19 protein-coding genes are annotated in these 20,107 nt (G+C 62.2%); 18 read left to right on the top strand and 1 reads right to left on the bottom strand.

All coding sequences use genetic code 11. The features are described 5' to 3' along the window. Positions 1 to 37 precede the first annotated feature (37 nt). Positions 38 to 676, bottom strand: coding sequence for a hypothetical protein (locus ACTJK9_RS15850; RefSeq protein WP_221398603.1), 639 nt, complete (start codon positions 674 to 676; stop codon positions 38 to 40). Between the two features lie 270 nt (positions 677 to 946). On the opposite strand from ACTJK9_RS15850, the gene cbiE reads away from it, so the two are divergent. The 18 genes from cbiE (at position 947) to urtD (ending at position 20,038) form a co-directional block, all read left to right on the top strand. Then, positions 947 to 2,158 carry a precorrin-6y C5,15-methyltransferase (decarboxylating) subunit CbiE gene (cbiE, locus tag ACTJK9_RS15845; RefSeq protein WP_440814773.1) on the top strand — a complete coding sequence of 404 codons (1,212 nt, stop codon included), beginning with the start codon at positions 947 to 949 and terminating at the stop codon, positions 2,156 to 2,158. After that, on the top strand, positions 2,151 to 3,248 hold the full coding sequence (locus ACTJK9_RS15840) for a cobalt-precorrin-5B (C(1))-methyltransferase (protein ID WP_440814771.1): 1,098 nt from the start codon (positions 2,151 to 2,153) through the stop codon (positions 3,246 to 3,248). The genes cbiE and ACTJK9_RS15840 overlap by 8 nt, the downstream gene beginning before the upstream one ends. After that, complete coding sequence (locus ACTJK9_RS15835) at positions 3,245 to 3,973, top strand: cobalt-precorrin-6A reductase (protein WP_440814769.1); 729 nt, start codon at positions 3,245 to 3,247, stop codon at positions 3,971 to 3,973. The genes ACTJK9_RS15840 and ACTJK9_RS15835 overlap by 4 nt, the downstream gene beginning before the upstream one ends. A gap of 191 nt (positions 3,974 to 4,164) precedes the next feature. Further along, positions 4,165 to 4,467: a type II toxin-antitoxin system RelE/ParE family toxin gene (locus ACTJK9_RS15830; protein WP_085611238.1), complete on the top strand. Its 303-nt coding sequence runs from the start codon at positions 4,165 to 4,167 to the stop codon at positions 4,465 to 4,467. 3 nt (positions 4,468 to 4,470) lie between these two features. Then, a complete protein-coding gene (locus ACTJK9_RS15825) occupies positions 4,471 to 4,761 on the top strand; it encodes an addiction module antidote protein (RefSeq protein WP_085609233.1) in 291 nt (96 codons plus the stop codon). Between the two features lie 97 nt (positions 4,762 to 4,858). Next, positions 4,859 to 5,260 carry a DUF2946 domain-containing protein gene (locus ACTJK9_RS15820; protein ID WP_039772017.1) on the top strand — a complete coding sequence of 134 codons (402 nt, stop codon included), beginning with the start codon at positions 4,859 to 4,861 and terminating at the stop codon, positions 5,258 to 5,260. Between the two features lie 48 nt (positions 5,261 to 5,308). After that, positions 5,309 to 5,788, top strand: coding sequence for a copper chaperone PCu(A)C (locus tag ACTJK9_RS15815; protein WP_085611022.1), 480 nt, complete (start codon positions 5,309 to 5,311; stop codon positions 5,786 to 5,788). 21 nt (positions 5,789 to 5,809) lie between these two features. After that, the gene (locus ACTJK9_RS15810) at positions 5,810 to 6,256 is read left to right on the top strand and encodes a DUF2946 domain-containing protein (RefSeq protein WP_440814767.1); all 447 of its coding nucleotides are present in this window, start codon (positions 5,810 to 5,812) and stop codon (positions 6,254 to 6,256) included. An 84-nt stretch (positions 6,257 to 6,340) separates the two neighbouring features. Then, positions 6,341 to 8,461: a TonB-dependent copper receptor gene (locus ACTJK9_RS15805; RefSeq protein WP_440814765.1), complete on the top strand. Its 2,121-nt coding sequence runs from the start codon at positions 6,341 to 6,343 to the stop codon at positions 8,459 to 8,461. 80 nt (positions 8,462 to 8,541) lie between these two features. After that, a complete protein-coding gene (locus ACTJK9_RS15800) occupies positions 8,542 to 9,921 on the top strand; it encodes a PepSY-associated TM helix domain-containing protein (RefSeq protein WP_440814763.1) in 1,380 nt (459 codons plus the stop codon). Between the two features lie 162 nt (positions 9,922 to 10,083). Further along, complete coding sequence (locus ACTJK9_RS15795; RefSeq protein ID WP_440814761.1) at positions 10,084 to 12,210, top strand: TonB-dependent receptor; 2,127 nt, start codon at positions 10,084 to 10,086, stop codon at positions 12,208 to 12,210. Between the two features lie 12 nt (positions 12,211 to 12,222). Then, a complete protein-coding gene (locus tag ACTJK9_RS15790) occupies positions 12,223 to 13,011 on the top strand; it encodes an ABC transporter ATP-binding protein (RefSeq protein WP_440814759.1) in 789 nt (262 codons plus the stop codon). Beyond that, entirely contained in the window at positions 13,008 to 13,955 is a 948-nt protein-coding gene (locus ACTJK9_RS15785) for an ABC transporter substrate-binding protein (RefSeq protein WP_440814757.1), read from the top strand. The genes ACTJK9_RS15790 and ACTJK9_RS15785 overlap by 4 nt, the downstream gene beginning before the upstream one ends. Then, positions 13,952 to 14,962, top strand: a complete 1,011-nt coding sequence (locus ACTJK9_RS15780) for a FecCD family ABC transporter permease (RefSeq protein ID WP_085648093.1) — start codon at positions 13,952 to 13,954, stop codon at positions 14,960 to 14,962. The genes ACTJK9_RS15785 and ACTJK9_RS15780 overlap by 4 nt, the downstream gene beginning before the upstream one ends. 205 nt (positions 14,963 to 15,167) lie before the next feature. Next, a complete protein-coding gene (gene urtA, locus ACTJK9_RS15775; protein ID WP_011332239.1) occupies positions 15,168 to 16,433 on the top strand; it encodes an urea ABC transporter substrate-binding protein in 1,266 nt (421 codons plus the stop codon). 157 nt (positions 16,434 to 16,590) lie between these two features. After that, entirely contained in the window at positions 16,591 to 18,093 is a 1,503-nt protein-coding gene (urtB, locus tag ACTJK9_RS15770) for an urea ABC transporter permease subunit UrtB (RefSeq protein WP_221398596.1), read from the top strand. Then, positions 18,093 to 19,172 carry an urea ABC transporter permease subunit UrtC gene (gene urtC / locus ACTJK9_RS15765; protein WP_039766758.1) on the top strand — a complete coding sequence of 360 codons (1,080 nt, stop codon included), beginning with the start codon at positions 18,093 to 18,095 and terminating at the stop codon, positions 19,170 to 19,172. The genes urtB and urtC overlap by 1 nt, the downstream gene beginning before the upstream one ends. Continuing rightward, positions 19,169 to 20,038 (top strand): urea ABC transporter ATP-binding protein UrtD, encoded by an 870-nt coding sequence (gene urtD / locus ACTJK9_RS15760; RefSeq protein WP_440814754.1) that lies wholly within the window; start codon positions 19,169 to 19,171, stop codon positions 20,036 to 20,038. Before urtC ends, urtD begins: the two co-directional genes overlap by 4 nt. Positions 20,039 to 20,107 lie beyond the last annotated feature (69 nt).

Below are 20,107 nucleotides of genomic sequence, written 5' to 3'. Positions count from 1 at the left end.
TATTCCCGTGGAAGAAAATCGCCTCAGAGGGAGGCGGTCACAGCGGGTAATCCTCGAAATTGAATTTGATCCCCTCCAGCGCCTTTATCACACTGGCTCGACGAGCGTCCAAGACCCGGCGACTGATCACCACCTTCCGAGCCAGAACATCCAGCTGAGTCATTACTTGCGAAACGTTCCAGAAAAAATACCCGGTGTTCAGGCTCGACTTGATGAACCGGGTATTTGTCACGATCAATTCCATATCACCATTGGCGTTGTAATTGATCGGCATGATTTTGAAATCGAAGACCTTGCCACTAAGGCCTTTGACCTTTTTCAACAGTTCAACGTCGCCTTCGAGCGCCATCAGCCCTCGATCAACGCCAGCCACCTGTTCAGCACTCAGCAGCGGCGATGCCAGTCGTGACCAGACCTCGCGCACGCTGCCCCTGAACTGCGTTTGAACGTGCTCGATCGGTTGATAATCACGGCTCCAGCCATGCGACCACAGTACATCGGTAAAATAATCGGTCCATCGTCCAGGCTGGGTCGCACTGTTATAAGTCATATCCGCCTGGCGCTGTGCCAGGTAAGTACAGTTCAACGCGAACTGATAATCCTCGTTTGATTGCCCCCGACTGCCGGTCAGCAATATATCGCCGACTAGTGTCGCATTATGTTTTATGTCATCCATGTTTATCCTCACATCCCTATCACCGGACGCCAGCAAGGCGTTCAATCACTAGTTAATTAAATAATCGTTCAGAAGATGATCCAGCCCGTTTTATGGGTAACGTTCAACTTGATCAAAAACCAAAATAACAAAGACGTTCGATCCGCCAATCGGTTTTCAACCACATAACATGTCTACCGCTGCCTTCGCCTGCAACAAGGCAGCAGCGCCAGACAACAGAAGCCGCGCTATCATGCGCCGCTTGAACGGCGCATGAGATTGAGGAACGGCATGACACCCTGGCTGACGGTAGTGGGAATCGGTGAAGACGGCTTCAAGGGCCTGGGCAAGAATGCCCGCCGCGCCGTGCTGGGCGCCTCGCGGATCATCGGCGGCCAGCGTCAACTGGACCTGTTGCCGGCGTGCATCGGTGGCGAGCGCCAGTTGTGGCCGAGCCCGTTCTCCCTGGCCCCGGTTCTTGAACGCCGTGGCGAAGCGGTGTGCGTGCTGGCCAGCGGTGATCCGATGTTCTACGGCGTTGGCGCAAGTCTGGCGCGGCAGGTGCCAGGAACCGAAATGCTGGTTCTGCCATCGCCATCCTCATGCTCGCTGGCGGCCTCCCGACTGGGCTGGCCGTTGCAGGACGTCAATGTGCTGTCGCTGGTGGCCCGCCCTCTTGCGGCCCTCAATGCGCAACTGTTCAGCGGCGTGCGCCTGTTGCTGCTGAGCAATGACGGCCAGAGCCCGGCGGCGGTTGCCACGTTGCTGCGTGAACGCGGATTCGGCGCCAGTCGTCTGAGCGTCCTGGAGCATCTGGGCGGCAGCGCCGAACGCCGAATCGACAGCACCGCCAACCACTGGAACGATCCGCTCATTGCCGACCTCAATGTGATCGCCATCGAATGCATGGCCGATCCGCATACACCGCGCCTGTCGCGCTTGGCCGGCCTGCCGGACTCGGCCTTCGAGCACGACGGCCAACTGACCAAGCGCGACGTACGCGCCATCACCCTCGCCCGCCTCGCCCCGACCCCGGGCGAACTGTTGTGGGACGTCGGCGCCGGCAGCGGCTCGATCGGCATCGAGTGGATGCGCGCGCACCCGAGCTGCCGCGCCCTGGCCATCGAGGCCGACGAGGGTCGCCAGCAACTGATCGAACACAACCGTGATGCCTTGGGCGTTCCTGGCCTGCAACTGATTCGCGGCAGTGCTCCTCAGGCCCTCGCCGGTCTTGAGCGTCCGGACGCCATTTTCATCGGCGGCGGCGTGACCCGCGAAGGGGTGCTCGACACCTGCTGGGAACACCTCAAACCCGGTGGCCGACTGGTGGCCAACGCCGTGACGCTGCAAAGCGAAATGACCTTGATGGCCTGGCGCGAACGCCACGGTGGCGAGTTGACCCGCATCCACATTGCCCAGGCACAGCCGCTGGGCGAGTTCGACACCTGGCGCCAGGCCTTGCCGATCTCCCTGCTCGATCTGGTCAAACCCCTTGATGCGTGACGAAACCGCCGAACAACCCGCGCCCCTGCGCAGCGGTCTGACCACCGGCAGCTGCGCCACGGCCACCAGCCTCGCCGCTGCCCGTCTGCTGCTCGGTGGCTCATCGGCCGACGCCGTGCAGATCGTGTTGCCCAAGGGCAAGCAGGTGCAGATGCGTCTGGAGTTCTGCCGGCTGACCGAAGACGGCGCCGAAGCCGGAACGATCAAGGATGCCGGCGATGATCCGGACGTGACTCACGGCGCCCTGCTTTATTCGCGGGTGCGGCTGATGGCCGAGCCGGGGATTCGCTTCATGGCCGGCAAGGGCGTCGGCACCGTGACCCGGCCGGGGCTGGTGCTGGGCGTCGGCGAACCGGCGATCAACCCGGTGCCGCGCAAGATGATCAGCGATCACCTGACCCTGCTCGCCGAAGAAACCGGCTATCGCGGCGGCTTCGAGGTGACGGTCAATGTCGAGGGCGGCGAAGCTTTGGCATTGAAAACCATGAACCCGCGCCTGGGGATTTTGGGCGGGCTGTCGATCCTCGGCACCAGCGGCATCGTCCGGCCGTTTTCCTGCGCGGCGTACATTGCCTCGATCCATCAAGGCATCGACGTGGCAAAAACCAACGGCTACCTGCACATCGCCGCCTGCACCGGCAACGCCAGCGAAGACACCATGCGCCGGGTCTACAACCTCCCGGAAATCGCCTTGATCGAAATGGGCGACTTCGTCGGCGCCGTGCTCAAGCACCTGCGCAAAGTGCCTGTGGATAAACTCAGCCTGTGCGGGGGCTTCGGCAAGATCAGCAAACTGGCGGCCGGGCACATGGACCTGCACTCGCGTCATTCGAGCATCGACCTGCCGCAACTGGCCGACTGGGCGGCGGCAATTGGCGCCGACGACACCTTGCAGCAAGCCATTCGCGGGGCGAACACCAGCCAGCAGGCGTTGGCGATGGCCAGTGCGGCGGGTGTTGCCCTCGGTGATGAAGTTTGCCGCCATGCTCTGGAGTTCGCCCGCAGCGTGGTGCTGGCTCAGGTGCAGGTCGAGGTGTTTGCGATTGATCGTCAGGGTGGCATTGTTGGCCATGCGGGTGCCTTTGAATGAAGCGAATCTTGTTGCTCGGCGGCGTGACTGAAGCGCTCGCCATCGCACGCACGTTGGGACCGGAGCACATCTACAGCCTGGCCGGCGTCGGCCGGGTGCCGACCGATCTGACGTGTCAGGTGCGCGTCGGCGGCTACGGTGGCGACGAAGGTCTGGCGCAGTTCATTCGCGACGAAGGCATCACACTTTTGCTCGACGCGACCCACCCCTACGCCGCACAGATTAGCCAGAACGCCGCCACCGCTGCGCAACTCACCGGCATTCCCTGCTGGGCCCTGCGCCGCCCCGCGTGGCAACCGCAACCCGGCGATGACTGGCGCGAAGTCGCCGACTGGGCCGAACTGATCACCGCCCTCGAACCCTTCCGCCGCCCCCTGTTCACCCTGGGCCGCGAACCGCTGCAACACCTCGACGAAATCCCCGCGCACCAGTTCTGGACCCTGCGCGCCCTCGACATTTATCCCGGCAACGAACGCTGCGAAATCATCGGCGCCCGTGGACCGTTTCTGCTGCAGGATGAACGGACCCTGTTCGAAAGCCGGCAGATCGACGTGCTGATCAGCAAGAACAGCGGCAGCACCGCAACCGAGCCGAAACTGGAAGTGGCGCGGGAGCTTGGGGTTCCGGTGATGGTGTTGAAGCGGCCGGTGTTGGCGAGGGTTGATCGGGAGTTCAAGAGTACGTCTGAAGTCCTGGAAGCCCTCTCTACGTCAGATAATTCCTGATTTCGAGCTAATCCTTGATTTGACCGGCAGAATTTCAGGAACCAGCCGACTGTTCGCCCCTGCCACCTCACGCCAAGATTTCGATTCCTTTAATCCACACAGATTTGCAGCGAGCAAATTCTTGAAGCGCACTGCTGCCTTCAAGAAAAATGCGGCTTGTCAGTCTGTATCCCAAGGAATACGATTTCGACATGATCGAATTTGAACGATCCCCTGCATTTGCCGATTGGCTCGACTCGATGAAAGACACCAACGGCAAAGCTCGCATCATCGCCAGAATTCGAGGTGCAGAGCATGGAAATATGGGTGATTGCGAGTTCGTTGGCAGTGCCGTTTATGAAATGCGCGTTCATTACGGTCCCGGCTACAGGATGTACTTCACACGTAAAGGTAACGTGATTTATCTGCTACTGCTGGGGGGCGACAAGTCGACACAAAAACGAGATATCAAACGCGCCATCCGGATGGCGCAAAGCATCGGTAATGAGGAGTAAGTCATGACCGAAAAATTCACCCGCTTCGACGCTGCAGAGTTTCTTAAAACGCCGGAGGAAATGGCGGCTTACCTGGACGCCTGTTTTGACGAAGATGCTGGCGATGGCGTTCTCATCCGTGCAGCGCTTAATGACATTGCCCGCGCCCAAGGCATGACTCAGGTTGCGCGGGATGCAGGTCTGGGTCGTGAAAGCCTTTATAAAGCGCTGAGCAGCACTGGAAATCCGGAATTCGCGACTATCATGAAAGTCATGAAGGCGCTGGGTTTGCGGCTGCATGCCGTAGCAGGCTGAATCCTCTGCGACACCAAACCGCACGACGCTTTTTTACTTATCGGCCCTGATCAGGCTAAATAGCCGCGCCTGATCGCCCACCCCACGGATCTGTCCCATGAACCGACACCGGCTCGCATTTGCCTGGATCGCCTGCTTTGCAGTGCTGTTCAACATGCTCGCCATGCCGTTGACGGGAGCGATGGCGCAGGCGGCGCAGACGCCGGCCGAGCAGTTGTTGTGGAGCAGTTTCTGCACCGGCAGCGGGACGAAGATGGTGGCGATCGACATCGGCAGCCTCGATCAAAAAGCGCCGCAAAGCGGTGACAATCATTCGACCATGCAGCATTGCTGGTGCTGTTCCGGATCGGCGCCGGTGGTGGCGTTGCCGGGGCATTCGCCGCAGCTGTATTTCGCTCAGTACGAAAGTAATCGCAGTGTGGCGCCCGCCTTGCTGCAAACCCCGACACCGCGCCAGCAATGGCCGAGCCTCAATCCCCGCGCCTCTCCTCTGGTCTGATTTGTTCCCGCATTTGACCTGCGTTTCAAATCGTTCTGGAGAACTGCCATGTTGAACAAATTCATCGTCATCGCTGCGCTTTTGCTGCCTGCGTGCTTCGTCCATGCCCACGAATACAAGGCCGGCGAGCTGGAAATCGCCCACCCGTGGTCGCAGGAACTGCCGCCGAACGCGCCGACCGTTGCCGCGTATTTCATCATTCACAACGCCGGCAAGACGGCTGACCGCCTGCTCAGCGTCGACTCGCCGATTGCCCCGACAGCGGAACTGCACGAGCACGTGATGCAGGGCGATCTGATGAAGATGCAACAGGTGCCGAACGTGGCGATCCCGGCCGGTGAAAACGTGACATTCGCGCCGATGGCCTATCACGTGATGCTGATGAATCCGACCGACCGCAGTCTGCTGACCGACGGCAAGCGCTTTCCCCTGACGATGCACTTTGAAAAGGCCGGTGACGTGACCGTCGAAGTTGCCGTGCAGAAGAAGCCGCCGCAAGCCACGCAAGCCCACGCGCACGCCCAGTAACCGTTCCGGCAGACTCCACCCATGCGCCCCCTGAGCGCCAGGCCCTCCCTGCAACGCCGTCAGACTGAACACCTGACCCGCGGCAGCTGGATCGCCCTGTTCGCCATGTTGATGATCTTCATCGGCCCGCTGATTTCCCAGTCAATGCCGATGGATCAGCACGCCTCGACAACCATGCCAATGAGCATGGACATGTCGATGGACATGTCGGGTATGGATCACTCCGGGCACACCGCGCAACCCACCGCCGAACACTGTCCGCCGCAATCCTCGCACCATGTGCTGTGGGAAAAATGCGGCTATTGCAGCCTGCTGTTCAACTGCCCGGCGCTGACCGGCGGCGGCAGCTTCGCCACTTTCAGCATTCCGCTCGTCAACACCTTCACCCCGCCCTCCCCGCGTCTGGGCCATGCCCGGCAGACCTTCTTCCCCGGCGCCCGCACCCGCGCCCCGCCCGTCGCAGCGTAAACACCCACCTCTGATTGCACACGGTTGAGAAGACAGCCTCAGGCTGCCGGCCGTGTCGTTTACGACTGTTTGATGGAAATTGTCATGTCCAGGTTTTCTGCTGCCCCACGCCCGGGTTCTGCCCCGGCGTCCTTTGCCCTGAACGAATCCCGCGTTCGTTTCAGGCACGCGACCGCCGTCCTTTGCGGCGTCCTGCTGTCCCCGCTGGTCCACGCCGACGAACACGCCGGCCACACTGATGAGCTGAGCCCGACGGTGATCACCGCCATCGCCCCGAGCTCGCCGCTGACCATCGTCACCAACCCGAAAGACCCGCGCCAACCGGTGCCGGCCAGCGACGGCGGCGACTACCTGAAGACCATTCCCGGCTTCGCCCTGGTGCGCAACGGCGGCACCAACGGTGATCCGGTATTGCGCGGCATGTTCGGTTCGCGCCTGAACATCCTCACCAACGGCAGCATGATGCTCGGCGCCTGCCCCGGCCGGATGGACGCGCCGACCTCGTACATCTCGCCCGAAACCTACGACAAACTCACCGTGATCAAAGGCCCGCAAACCGTGCTCTACGGACCGGGCGCGTCGGCCGGCACGATCCTGTTCGACCGCGAGCCGGAAAGCTTCGGCGAGCTCGGCACCCGGGTGAACGCCAGCGTACTGGCCGGCTCCCACGGGCGCTTCGACAAAGTCGTCGATGCAGCAGCCGGCGGCCCGCTCGGCTATGTGCGGGTGATCGGCAACACCGCGCATTCCGACGACTACCGCGACGGCAACAACGACATCGTTGCCTCGCGCTATGACAAGTGGAACGGCGACGTGGCGCTGGGTTGGACCCCGGATGCCGACACCCTGATCGAACTCACCGCCGGCAAGGGCGACGGCGAAGCACGCTACGCCGGGCGCGGCATGGACGGCTCGCAATTCCTGCGTGAAAGCCTCGGTCTGCGTTTTGAGAAATCCAACATCAGCGACGTGCTGGAGAAGCTTGAAGCGCAGGTCTACTACAACTACGCCGACCACGTGATGGACAACTACACCCTGCGCACGCCGTCCGGCACCGGGATGATGGCGGGACCGATGGCGTCCAACGTCGACCGTCGTACCCTCGGCGCGCGCATCAAGGCCACCTGGCGCTGGGCCGACATCCAGCTGATCACCGGGCTCGATGCGCAGACCAACGAACACCGGCAGCGCAGCGGCATGGGCATCGATACCTACAAGGATCAGCCGTTCACCAAGGACGCCGACTTCCATAACTACGGCGTGTTCAGCGAAATGACCTGGTACGCCGCCGACCGCGACCGGCTGATTGCCGGCGCCCGGGTCGACCGCGCCTCGGCCAAGGATTATCGGCAGAGCACCGGCTCGGGAATGATGTCCCGGCCGAACCCGACCGCTGGCGATACCCGCGCCGACACCCTGCCGAGTGGTTTCATCCGTTACGAGCATGACTTGGCTGACAGCCCGACCACGCTCTACGCCGGGCTCGGCCACGCCCAGCGTTTTCCGGATTACTGGGAGCTGTTTTCGCCCAAATCCGGCCCGGCGGGTTCGGTCAATGCGTTCGATTCGATCAAGCCGGAAAAGACCACCCAGCTCGACTTTGGCGTGAACTATAAGAGCGCCGAGCTTGAAGCCTGGGCCTCGGGTTACATCGGCCAGGTGCGCGATTACATCCTGTTCGATTACACCCCGGGGATGATGGGCATGAGCACTTCCCGCGCCGAGAACATCGACGCGCGGATCATGGGCGGTGAACTCGGTGCCGCTTACAAACTCACCGACAACTGGAAAGCCGATGCGACCCTGGCCTACGCCTGGGGCAAGAACAGCACCGACGGCAAGGCCCTGCCGCAGATGCCACCGCTGGATGCCCGTTTCGGCCTGACTTATACCGAAGACAACTGGAGCGCCGGCGCACTGTGGAGGGTGGTTGCCGCGCAAAACCGTATCGACCAGAACAAGGGCAACGTGGTCGGCAAGGATTACGACAAGAGTTCAGGCTTCGGCGTGTTCTCGCTCAACGGTGCCTACCGGATCAACAAACACTGGAAGGTCAGTACCGGCGTCGACAACCTGTTTGGCAAGGCTTACGCCGAACACCTGAACCTGGCGGGCAACGCCGGGTTCGGCTACCCGGCCAACGACCCGCAAGCGATCAATGAACCGGGGCGCACGCTCTGGACCAAGGTGGACATGAGTTTCTAACCCTCAAGGGCACTCGCTCCCCTTGAGGGAGCGAGTGACAACAGACAACGAGAAGATCCAAGCCAAGCGGAGCACACGTGATGAAACAGCCCAAACCGAATTTCTACAACCTGGCCTGGCGTTGGCATTTTTATGCCGGATTGTTCGTCGCCCCGTTCATGGTGATGCTGGCCCTGACCGGCATCATTTACCTGTTCAAGCCGCAACTCGATTCGCTGATGTACAGCAGCCTGCTGAACGTCCCGGCCGGGCATCACACCGTGCCGGCCGACGACCTGCTGCAAAAGGTCAAAAGCGCTTATCCACAGGGCCAGGTCACCCAGTACCTGCCGCCGGTGAATGCCGAGCGCAGCGCGCAGTTTGTCGTGGCCAATGCCGGCCATGAGCTGAACGTGTTCGTCGATCCGTACCACGGCGACATCCTCGGCGAGCAGGATGCCAGGCAGAACCTGCAAGCCATCGCCCGGGCGATCCACGGCGAACTGATGATCGGCACCGTCGGTGACCGGTTGATCGAAATGGCCGCCGGCTGGGGCGTGGTGCTGGTGGTGTCCGGGGTTTTCCTGTGGTGGCCGCGAGGTCAGGCAGCGGGGATTCTGTGGCCACGCCTGAGCAGTCGCGGCCGCGTGCTGTGGCGTGACCTGCATGCCGTGACCGGATTCTGGGGCGCGGCATTGCTGCTGGTGATGCTGCTCAGCGGCATGACCTGGACCGGCTTCTGGGGCAAGCAGTACGCCCAGGTGTGGAACGTGTTCCCGGCGGCGATGTGGGACAACGTGCCAACCTCCGACGTCGAGGCCGGCAGCCTCAACAACGCCGCGCGCCAGACCGTACCCTGGGCGATGGAAAACACCCCGATGCCGATGTCCGGCGACCACGCCGAACACATGGCCCACGGTGGCATGCAACACGGCCCCGCTGCACCGACCATCCGCCTGCAGGATGTGCAAAACATCGCCGTTGAGCGCAAGGTCGAGCCGGGCTACAGCATCACCCTGCCGACCACCGCCACCGGCGTGTTCACCATCGCCGTGTTCGCCGACGACCCGCGCAACGACGCCACCCTGCACATCGATCAGTACACCGGCAAAGTCCTCGCCGATGTGCGCTTCGAGCACTACGGCGCGGTTGCCCGGGCTACCGAGATCGGCGTGATGCTCCACGAAGGCAAGATGTTCGGCACCTTCAACCAGATCATCGTGTTGCTGATCTGCCTGATGATCCTGCTCAGCGCCGTCAGCGGCGTGGTGATCTGGTGGAAGCGTCGGCCACAGGGCAAGTTCGGCGTGCCGCCGCTGCGCCACGATCTGCCGAAATGGAAAACCGGGGTGGCGATCATGCTGGTGCTGGCGGTGGTGTTTCCGCTGGTGGGGGCTTCGCTGGTGGTGGTGTGGTTACTGGATCGGCTGTTGTTGTCGCGTCTGGGCCGACAAGCTGAATCTGCCTCAACTTCATCGTGAATCACGCGAGATGCGCGATCCAGACAGATCTTTAAACTGCCGGGGCTTAAACTTCGGCATTTTTTAGTGTTACTGTATAACGCAAATTTGCTGCTCTGCCCGCAGCCATGCACCGTCATGAGCCTGCGGGCTTTTCTTTTGAAGAAGTGATTCACCGCCCCGATGAACAAGTACCTCTTGTCCAGCCTCTGTCTGTTCGCCCTGAACCACAGCGCCCACGCCGACAACGCGCCGCTGACGCTGCCCACCGGCACCATCACCGCCCCGGCCAATGACGACCCGACCGTCAGCCTGACCACGCCGACCAGCGCCGGCTCGCGCCTGAACCTCAGTGCGATAGAAACCCCGGCCAGTGTCGAAAGCCTGAGCGGCGAACAGGTCCGCGCCCGTGGTGATCGCAGCGTGCAGAACGCGGTGTCGCGCAGCACCGGCATCAGTCGCACCGGCACGCCGGGTGATGGCGGCACTTCGTTGCAGGCCCGGGGTTTTACCGGGCAGAGTTCGGTGATGCAGTTATATGACGGCAACCGCATGTACACCGGCATGGGCACCGTGACGTTTCCGGTCGACACTTGGTCGGTGGAGCGCGTCGACGTGCTGCGCGGCCCGGCCTCGGTGTTGTATGGCGAGGGCGCGACCGGCGCGGTGGTCAACGTGATCCCGAAGAAGCCGTTCGAAGGCGAAATCGAAAACCATGTGCGGGTCGGTTACGGCTCGTTCGACCGCCAACAGCAGGCGTTCGACAGCGGCGGCTCGCTGAGCGACACCCTCAGCTATCGACTCAACCTCAACCGCCTGCGCAGCAACGGCTGGGTCGATCGCGGTGATTCATCCAGCGACTTCATCAGCGCCGCCCTGCGCTGGCAGGCCACGGACGATCTGACCTTCACCCTCGCCCACGATTACGGCGATCAGCGCCCGCAGAACTACTTCGGCACGCCACTGATCAACGGCCAGTTGAAGGACAGCCTGCGCAACAAGAACTACAACGTGCGCGACGACAAGCAGCACTACAACGATCAATGGACACGCCTGACCACGGATTGGCAGATCAACGATGCAGTCAGCGCCAGCAATGAGCTGTACTACCTCAAGGCCCAACGCCGCTGGCAGAACGCCGAGAACTACAACTTCGACGCTGACAGTCAGCAGCTCAGCCGCAGCGGCTACTTCGGCATCGGCCACAAGCAGGAACAGGTCGGCGACCGCCAGACCTTCACCTTCAAGCACTCGCTATTCGGCCTCGACAGCCAGACCGTGACCGGCGTCGACTACAACCGCATCCGCTTCCAGCTCGACAGCAACTCGCCGTTCAACGACGTATTGCCGAACGGCCAGCCGCTGGATCGGTATCACCCGCAACCCGGCTATTTCGAGAGCGCCGATCCGTATCGCGATCAGTTCGACAGCACCACCAGACAGATGTCGGTGTTCGCCGAAAACCGCACGCAACTGAGCGAGCGCTGGTCGCTGGTGACCGGTGTGCGCCGCGACTACGTGCATGTGGATCGCAACAACCTGGTCGACGGCAGTCAGAGCGACAAGACCCTGACCGGCAACAACTGGAAGGCCGGCCTGGTGTTCGCGCTGACGCAAGACACCTCGTTCTACGGCCAGGTTGCCACCAGCACCGATGGCATCGGCGGTTTGATTTCCCTGAGCCCGAGCCAGCAGCAATATGACCTGTCCACCGCGCGGCAAACCGAGATCGGCCTGAAGCAGCTGTTCTGGGATCAGCGTGGCGAGTTCACGCTGGCGGCGTATCGCATCGTGAAGAAGAAGTTGCTGACCGACGATCCGGGCAACCCGACGCTCAAGCAACAGGTCGGCCAGCAGTCGTCGAACGGCCTGGAGGCGAGCCTCGATCTGCAACTGCCGCACGCCTGGCAACTGCAGGCCAACGCCGCCATCGTCAAAGCCAAGTACGACGATTTCGAAGAAGTGGTCGGCGGCGTGCCGGTGTCGCGCAACGGCAATCGCCCGGTGGACGTGCCACGACGCACCGCCAATCTTTGGCTGAGCAAAGCGCTGGCCGATGACCTGAAAGCCGGCGCCGGCGTGCGTTATGTCGATGCGCGCTACGCCGATATGGCCAACCGCAACGAGCTGCCGAGCTACACCGTGGTCGATGCAACGTTGTCATGGAAAGCCCTGCGCAACACCACGCTGGGGTTGCAGGTGAACAATCTGTTTGACCGGACGTATGCACAAAGCCAATACAATGAGGGCCAGCAGTGGATTCTGGGTGAGCCTCGTTCGTTCTTTGTCACCGCTGACTACACCTTCTAGAACAGGAACGAAATGACCTCACTGTCCCTCACCCATCTCGCCTGGACACCCCTGGGCCACGGCCACTGCCATCACCAGTTCCAGCTGCGTGACGCCTCGTTGCAAGTGGCCGCCGGGGAGTTCGTCGGGTTGATCGGGCCCAATGGCAGCGGCAAGACCAGCCTGTTGCGTTGCGCCTACCGCTTCAGTCAGCCGGAACACGGTGAGGTCAGACTCGATCACCACAACGTGTGGAAGCAATCCTCGCGCTGGTGTGCGCAACACATCGCCGTGGTGCTGCAGGAGTTCCCCGACGCCTTCGGCCTGACCGTCGAAGAAGTGGTCGCCATGGGCCGCACGCCGCACAAAGGCCTGTTCGACGGCGACACGCTGGAAGACCGTCAGCTCGCCACCCAGGCCCTCACATCCGTGGGTCTCGATGGCTTCGAAGATCACGCATTCGCCACGCTGTCCGGCGGTGAAAAACAGCGGGTGATTCTCGCCCGGGCCCTGACCCAGCAACCGCAACTGCTGATCCTCGACGAGCCGACCAACCACCTCGATCCACGCTATCAGCTGGAACTGCTGCAACTGGTCAAGCGTTTGCAGATCGGCACCCTGGCAAGCATTCACGACCTGAACCTCGCTGCCGCGTTCTGCGACCGTTTGTATGTGATCAACCACGGTCGCATCGTCGCCAGCGGCACGCCGCAACAAGTCCTGACCGTCGAACTGCTGCGCGACGTATTCGGCGTCGAAGCACTGATCGATTCCCACCCCCTCCACGGCTACCCGCGAATCACCTGGATAACCCAACCATGACTGTGCGTTCCCTGCTTTGTCTCGCCCTGTTGCTGGGCACCACCCACGCCTTCGCCGAGGCGACGAAGTACCCGCTGACGATCCACAGCTGCAACCGTGAAGTGACCTTCAAGGAAGCGCCGAAGCATGCGGTCAGCCACGACATCAACATGACCCAGATGATGCTCGCCCTCGGCCTCAAGTCGAAGATGGCCGGGTACAGCGGCGTCAGTGGCTGGAAGTCGGTAACGCCTGAAATGCAGAGCCTGCTCGACGGTTTGCCGGAGCTGGCGGCCAAGTACCCCTCGGTGGAAACCCTGCTCAACGCCAACGTCGATTTCTTCTTCGCCGGTTGGGATTACGGCATGCGTGTCGGCGGCGATCTCACGCCGCAGACCCTGCAACCGCTGGGCATCAATGTGTATGAATTGACCGAATCCTGCGCCTTCGTGATGAAGCGCCCCGCCGCCACGCTGGACGACACCTACAACGACCTGCGCAATCTCGGAAAGATCTTCGACGTGCAGGATCGCGCCAACGCGCTGATCGCCGACATGCAAAGTCAGGTCGCCGAAGTCCGCAAAGCCCTGCCCGCCGAAAAGCCCCGTGTTTTCCTGTACGACAGCGGCGAAGACCGCGCCATGACCTCCGGCCGCCTCGGCATGCCGCAGGCGCTGATCGACGCCGCTGGCGGGCACAACGTTCTCGATGACGTCGAAGCGAGCTGGACCCGGGTCAACTGGGAAACCGTGGTCGAGCGTAATCCACAGGTGATCGTCATCGTCGACTACAGCGAAATCACCGCCGAGCAGAAGATTGAATTCCTGCTGAAGAACAAGGCGCTGCAATCGGTGGACGCGATCAAGAACCAGCGCTTCATCGTCATCCCCTACGTGCAGGCCACGCCGGGGATCGACAACGTGCTGGCGGTGGAAACCCTGGCCAAAGGTTTCCACGGCGAATGATCGATCGTCGCTATGCGCTGCTGCTGATCGCCCTCGGTGCCGTGCTGCTGGTGTCGTGCGTGGTGTCGCTCGGCTTCGGCCCGGCGCGGGTGCCGGTGGACGTGGTGTGGCGAATTCTGCTGCACAAACTGTTCGGTCTCGGTGTGGCGGACTGGAGCGCCGGCCAGGAACACATCGTCTGGCTGATTCGTGTGCCGCGCATGCTGCTCGGTGCATTGGTCGGTGCCGGGCTGGCGTTGATCGGCGCGGTGCTGCAAGCGGTGACGCGCAATCCGCTGGCCGATCCACACCTGCTTGGCGTCACCTCCGGTGCCACGCTCGGTGCAGTGATCGTGGTGCTGCACATCGGCGAAATCGTCGGCCTGCTGACCTTGCCGATCGCCGCGTTCATCGGCGCGTTGCTGAGCATGTTTCTGGTGCTGGGCATCGCCAACCGCCAGGGTCGGCTGGACAGTGATCGTCTGCTGCTGTGTGGCGTGGCCGTGTCGTTCGTGATGATGGCGATCGCCAATCTGCTGTTGTTCATGGGCGATCACCGTGCCAGTTCAGCGGTGATGTTCTGGATGCTCGGTGGCCTGGGTCTGGCGCGCTGGGAGTTGTTGGCGGTGCCGGCGCTGAGCGTGTTGCTCGGCTTGCTTCTGCTGATCGGCATGGCCCGCCCGCTGAACGCCTTGATGGCCGGCGAACAGACCGCCGTCACCCTCGGCCTGAATGCCCGGGCGGTGCGCCTGCGGGTGTTCGTGATCGCTTCGCTGATGACCGGAGTGCTGGTGTCGATCAGTGGCTCCATCGGTTTTGTCGGGCTGATGGTGCCGCACATTGCCCGGCGCCTGATCGGTGCCGAGCATCGGCGTCTGCTGCCGGTGTGCGTGTTGCTCGGCAGCGTTTTCCTCGTCTGGGTGGACGTCGCCGCCCGCACACTGATCGCCCCCGAAGACTTGCCCATCGGCGTTGCCACCGCGGCCCTCGGCGGCCTGTTCTTCATCGGCCTGATGCGCCGTCGCTGAACCCTGGGGGCGCGCCCCAATTTGGCGCGCCCCACTGCACCTTTGCATGCAACGCGTCCCCTCATGGTGCGCCGTCTCCGCGTGCGACCGCTCTAAACCGACATTTCCCTGCCCAAACCCGACCGGGCACAGCCCTTGCAAAACAGCCTTCAGTCGTTCGCATCTGCCAACCATAAAAAACTTTAACGTTCATGGAGATCGCACAATGAAGCGTCGCAGTTTGATCAAGGCTTTCACACTCACGGCATCGATTGCCGCGATGGGCATGACCTGGACCGTACAGGCCGCCGAGACCATCAAGGTCGGGATTCTGCATTCGTTGTCCGGCACCATGGCGATCTCCGAAACGTCGCTCAAGGACATGGCGTTGATGACCATCGACGAGATCAACGCCAAGGGCGGGGTGAACGGCAAGATGCTTGAACCGGTGGTGGTCGACCCGGCGTCGAACTGGCCGCTGTTCGCGGAAAAGGGCCGCCAGTTGCTGACCCAGGACAAGGTCGCGGTGGTGTTTGGTTGCTGGACCTCGGTGTCGCGCAAATCGGTGCTGCCGGTGTTCGAAGAGCTCAACGGCCTGCTGTTCTACCCGGTGCAATACGAAGGTGAAGAGATGTCGCCGAACGTGTTCTACACCGGCGCCGCGCCGAACCAGCAAGCGATCCCGGCGGTTGAATACCTGATGAGCGAAGAAGGCGGCAGTGCCAAGCGCTACTTCCTGCTTGGCACCGATTACGTGTACCCGCGCACCACCAACAAGATCCTGCGCTCGTTCCTGCACTCCAAAGGCGTAGCGGATAAAGACATCGAAGAGGTCTACACCCCGTTCGGCCACAGCGACTATCAAACCATCGTCGCCAACATCAAAAAATTCTCGGCCGGCGGCAAGACCGCTGTGATCTCCACCGTCAACGGCGACTCCAACGTGCCGTTCTACAAAGAGCTGGCCAACCAGGGCCTGAAGGCGACCGACGTACCGGTGGTGGCGTTCTCGGTGGGCGAAGAAGAACTGCGCGGCATCGACACCAAGCCGCTGGTGGGCAACCTCGCGGCATGGAACTACTTCGAGTCGGTGGAGAACCCGGTGAACAAGAAGTTCGTCGATGACTGGAAAGCCTACGCGAAGAAACACAACCTGCCGGGCGCCGACAAGGCCGTGACCAACGACCCGATGGAAGCCACTTACGTCGGCATCCACATGTGGGCGCAGGCGGCGGAGAAAGCCAAATCCACCGACGTCGACAAGGTCCGCGAAGCCCTCGGCGGCCAGACCTTCGCCGCGCCGTCCGGCTACACCCTGACCATGGACAAGACCAATCACCACCTGCACAAACCGGTGATGATCGGCGAGATCCAGAGCGACGGTCAGTTCAACGTGGTGTGGCAGACCGAAGGGCCGATCCGTGCGCAGCCGTGGAGCCCGTTCATTCCGGGTAATGACAAGAAGCCGGAGTATGCGGTGAAGAGCAACTGAGTTAACCCGCTCAACCTGATCGTTCCCACGTCGAGGCGTCGAACCGTCTGCGTGGGAATGCCTCAATGGACGCTCTGCGTCCGCTTTTGGGACGCGGAGCGTCCCGGGCTGCATTCCCACGCGGAGCGTGAGAACGATCAATACAGGAACGCCCGTTATGCCCACTGCCCTTTACCGCTTGATCCTGGCCCTCGCACTTTTGCTGCCGATGGCCACCCATGCAGGCGACGCCGAAGACTTCGTCGCCGCCAACCCGACGCAACAGGCCAGACTGCTGGAAGCCTGGGCCGCGCAGCCCGATCCGGCGCGTGTCGAACTGATCAACGCCCTGCAACAAGGCGAACTGACCGTCGACGGCCAACCCAAGACCCTGCGCCTGAACAACCGCCTGCGGGGTCTGATCGACACCGCGCTGGCCAGCCACCAATTGCTCGCCGCCGACGCCAAAACCCGTCTGAGCGCCGCGCAGCAATTGCAGAAAAGCGCCAAACCCGCGCAGCTGAAATTCCTCGACCGGCAACTGGCTGGCGAACAAGACGAAAGCGTCCACGCCGCCCTGAGCCTGGCGCTGGCCAACCTGCAACTGGTCGACACCGACCCGGCGGTGCGCCTGGCGGCCGTGCGTCTGCTCGGTGAAACCGGCGACCCATTGGCCCGTACTCGCCTCGAAGGTTTGCTCGAACCCGGCGTCGAAACCGATGCCAATGTGCGCACCGCCGCCGAAACCAGCCTCGCCCAGGTCAAGCGCAAACTGCTGATCGGCGAACTGCTCGGCCAGGCCTTCAGCGGCATGTCCCTCGGTTCGATTCTGTTGCTCGCGGCGCTGGGTCTGGCGATCACTTTCGGCCTGCTCGGCGTGATCAACATGGCCCACGGCGAGATGCTGATGCTCGGCGCCTACTCGACCTACGTGGTGCAGTTGATGTTCCAGCGCTACGCGCCGCAGGCCATCGAGTTCTATCCTCTGATTGCGCTGCCGGTGGCGTTCTTCGTCACCGCCGCCATCGGCATGGCCCTGGAACGCACGGTGATCCGTCACCTCTACGGTCGACCACTGGAAACCCTGCTCGCCACCTGGGGCATCAGCCTGATGCTGATTCAGCTGGTGCGTCTGGTGTTCGGTGCGCAGAACGTGGAAGTGGCGAACCCGGCGTGGCTGTCCGGCGGGATTCAGGTGTTGCCGAATCTGGTGCTGCCGTACAACCGCATCGTGATCATCGCGTTTGCGTTGTTCGTGGTGGTGCTGACCTGGCTGCTGCTGAACAAGACCCGCCTGGGTCTGAACGTGCGTGCCGTCACCCAGAACCGCAACATGGCCGCCTGTTGCGGCGTGCCCACCGGGCGCGTCGACATGCTCGCCTTCGGCCTCGGCTCGGGCATCGCCGGGCTCGGTGGCGTGGCGCTGAGCCAGATCGGCAACGTCGGCCCGGATCTCGGCCAGAGCTACATCATCGACTCGTTCCTGGTGGTGGTGCTCGGCGGCGTCGGGCAACTGGCCGGCAGCGTGTTCGCCGCGTTCGGCCTGGGCATCGCCAACAAGATTCTCGAACCGCAGATCGGTGCGGTGCTCGGCAAGATCCTGATCCTCGCGCTGATCATTCTGTTCATCCAGAAACGTCCGCAAGGCCTCTTCGCACTGAAAGGACGGGTGATCGACTGATGAACCAGCCTCTACTAGTCACGGCCACACAAAAGGCCGGCCCGAAAGTCACCCTCGCCATCGGCGCGGTGGTGCTCGCCTTGCTGATCGCCCTGCCGCTGCTGTCGCTGTTGCCGGCGGACAGCTCGCTGCATGTTTCGGCCTACACCCTGACGCTGGTGGGCAAGATTCTCTGCTACGCCATCGTCGCCCTGGCACTGGATCTGGTCTGGGGTTACGCCGGTCTCCTGTCGCTGGGCCACGGTCTGTTCTTCGCCCTCGGCGGTTATGCGATGGGCATGTACCTGATGCGCCAGGCTGCCGGTGATGGCTTGCCGGCGTTCATGACCTTTCTGTCTTGGACGGAATTGCCGTGGTACTGGAGCGGCACCGGCAGCTTCCTCTGGGCGATGTGCCTGGTGGTGTTGGCGCCGGGGTTGCTGGCGCTGGTGTTCGGTTTTTTCGCCTTCCGCTCAAGGATCAAGGGCGTGTATTTCTCGATCATGACCCAGGCCCTGACCTTCGCCGGGATGCTGCTGTTTTTCCGCAACGAGACCGGCTTCGGCGGCAACAACGGCTTCACCAATTTCCGCACGATCCTCGGTTTCGGTATCACCGAACCGGGCACTCGCGCGGTGCTGTTTCTGGCGACGGTGCTGTTGTTGGTGGCGAGCCTGTTCATCGGCTGGCGGCTGGCGCGCAGCAAGTTCGGCCGGGTTCTGACCGCGTTGCGTGACGCGGAAAATCGCCTGATGTTCTGCGGCTACGACCCGCGCGGCTTCAAGCTGTTCGTCTGGGTGTTGAGTGCGGTGTTGTGTGGTCTGGCCGGTGCGTTGTACGTACCGCAGGTGGGGATCATCAACCCGAGCGAAATGTCGCCGACCAACTCGATCGAAGCCGCTGTGTGGGTGGCCCTTGGCGGACGCGGCACCTTGATCGGCCCGCTGCTCGGTGCCGGCGTGGTCAACGGCATGAAGAGCTGGTTCACCGTAGCGTTCCCCGAATACTGGCTGTTCTTCCTCGGCGCGCTGTTCATCGTCGTGACGTTGTACCTGCCCAAGGGCGTGATCGGTCTGCTGAAGAAACGAGGTGAATCATGAGAGTCACGGCGAGCGCTGAATTCATGCTGGAACCGGCCTTTTTCCCGGTGGAACCGAACAAGGACGAAGGCACCAGCCGCGACTCGATCGGCCTCGGGCAACGCGTCGGTCCGGGCCTCGATATCCGTCACGGCACGATCCTGACGCTGGAAGACATCAGCGTCAGCTTCGACGGCTTCCGCGCGCTGAACAATCTGAACCTGTACATCGGCGTCGGCGAACTGCGCTGCATCATCGGCCCCAACGGCGCGGGCAAGACCACGCTGATGGACGTGATCACCGGCAAGACCCGCCCGAGTCATGGCAAGGCGTGGTTCGGCGAAACCCTCGACCTGACGCAGATGAGCGAAGTGCAGATCGCCCAGGCCGGCATCGGTCGCAAATTCCAGAAACCGACGGTGTTCGAAGCATTGAGCGTGTTCGAAAACCTGGAGCTGGCACAGAAAACCGACAAGTCGGTGTGGGCCAGCCTGCGGGCAAAGTTGAGCGGCGAGCAGAAAGACCGGATCAGCGAAGTGCTCGACACCATTCGCCTGACCACCTCGGTCAATCGTCCGGCAGGGCTGCTGTCCCACGGGCAGAAACAGTTTCTGGAAATCGGCATGTTGCTGATGCAGGACCCGCAACTGCTGCTGCTCGATGAACCGGTGGCCGGCATGACCGACGCCGAAACCGAGTTCACTGCCGAGCTGTTCAAGTCGCTGGCAGGCAAGCATTCGCTGATGGTGGTGGAACACGACATGGGCTTCGTCGGCTCGATTGCCGACCACGTCACGGTGTTGCATCAGGGCAGCGTGCTGGCCGAGGGATCGCTGGAGCAGGTGCAGGACAACGAGCGCGTGATCGAAGTCTATCTCGGCCGCTGAAACTGCAAACACCTTTCCAATGTGGGAGCGGGCTTGCTCGCGAATGCGGTGTGTCATTCAAAGTTGATG

The organism is Pseudomonas sp. 22082, assembly GCF_052046055.1.
Classification (GTDB): Bacteria; Pseudomonadota; Gammaproteobacteria; order Pseudomonadales; family Pseudomonadaceae; genus Aquipseudomonas; species Aquipseudomonas pharyngis.
The sequence above is the reverse complement of the archived record's forward strand: the minus strand, read 5'-3'. Positions and strand labels throughout refer to the sequence as shown.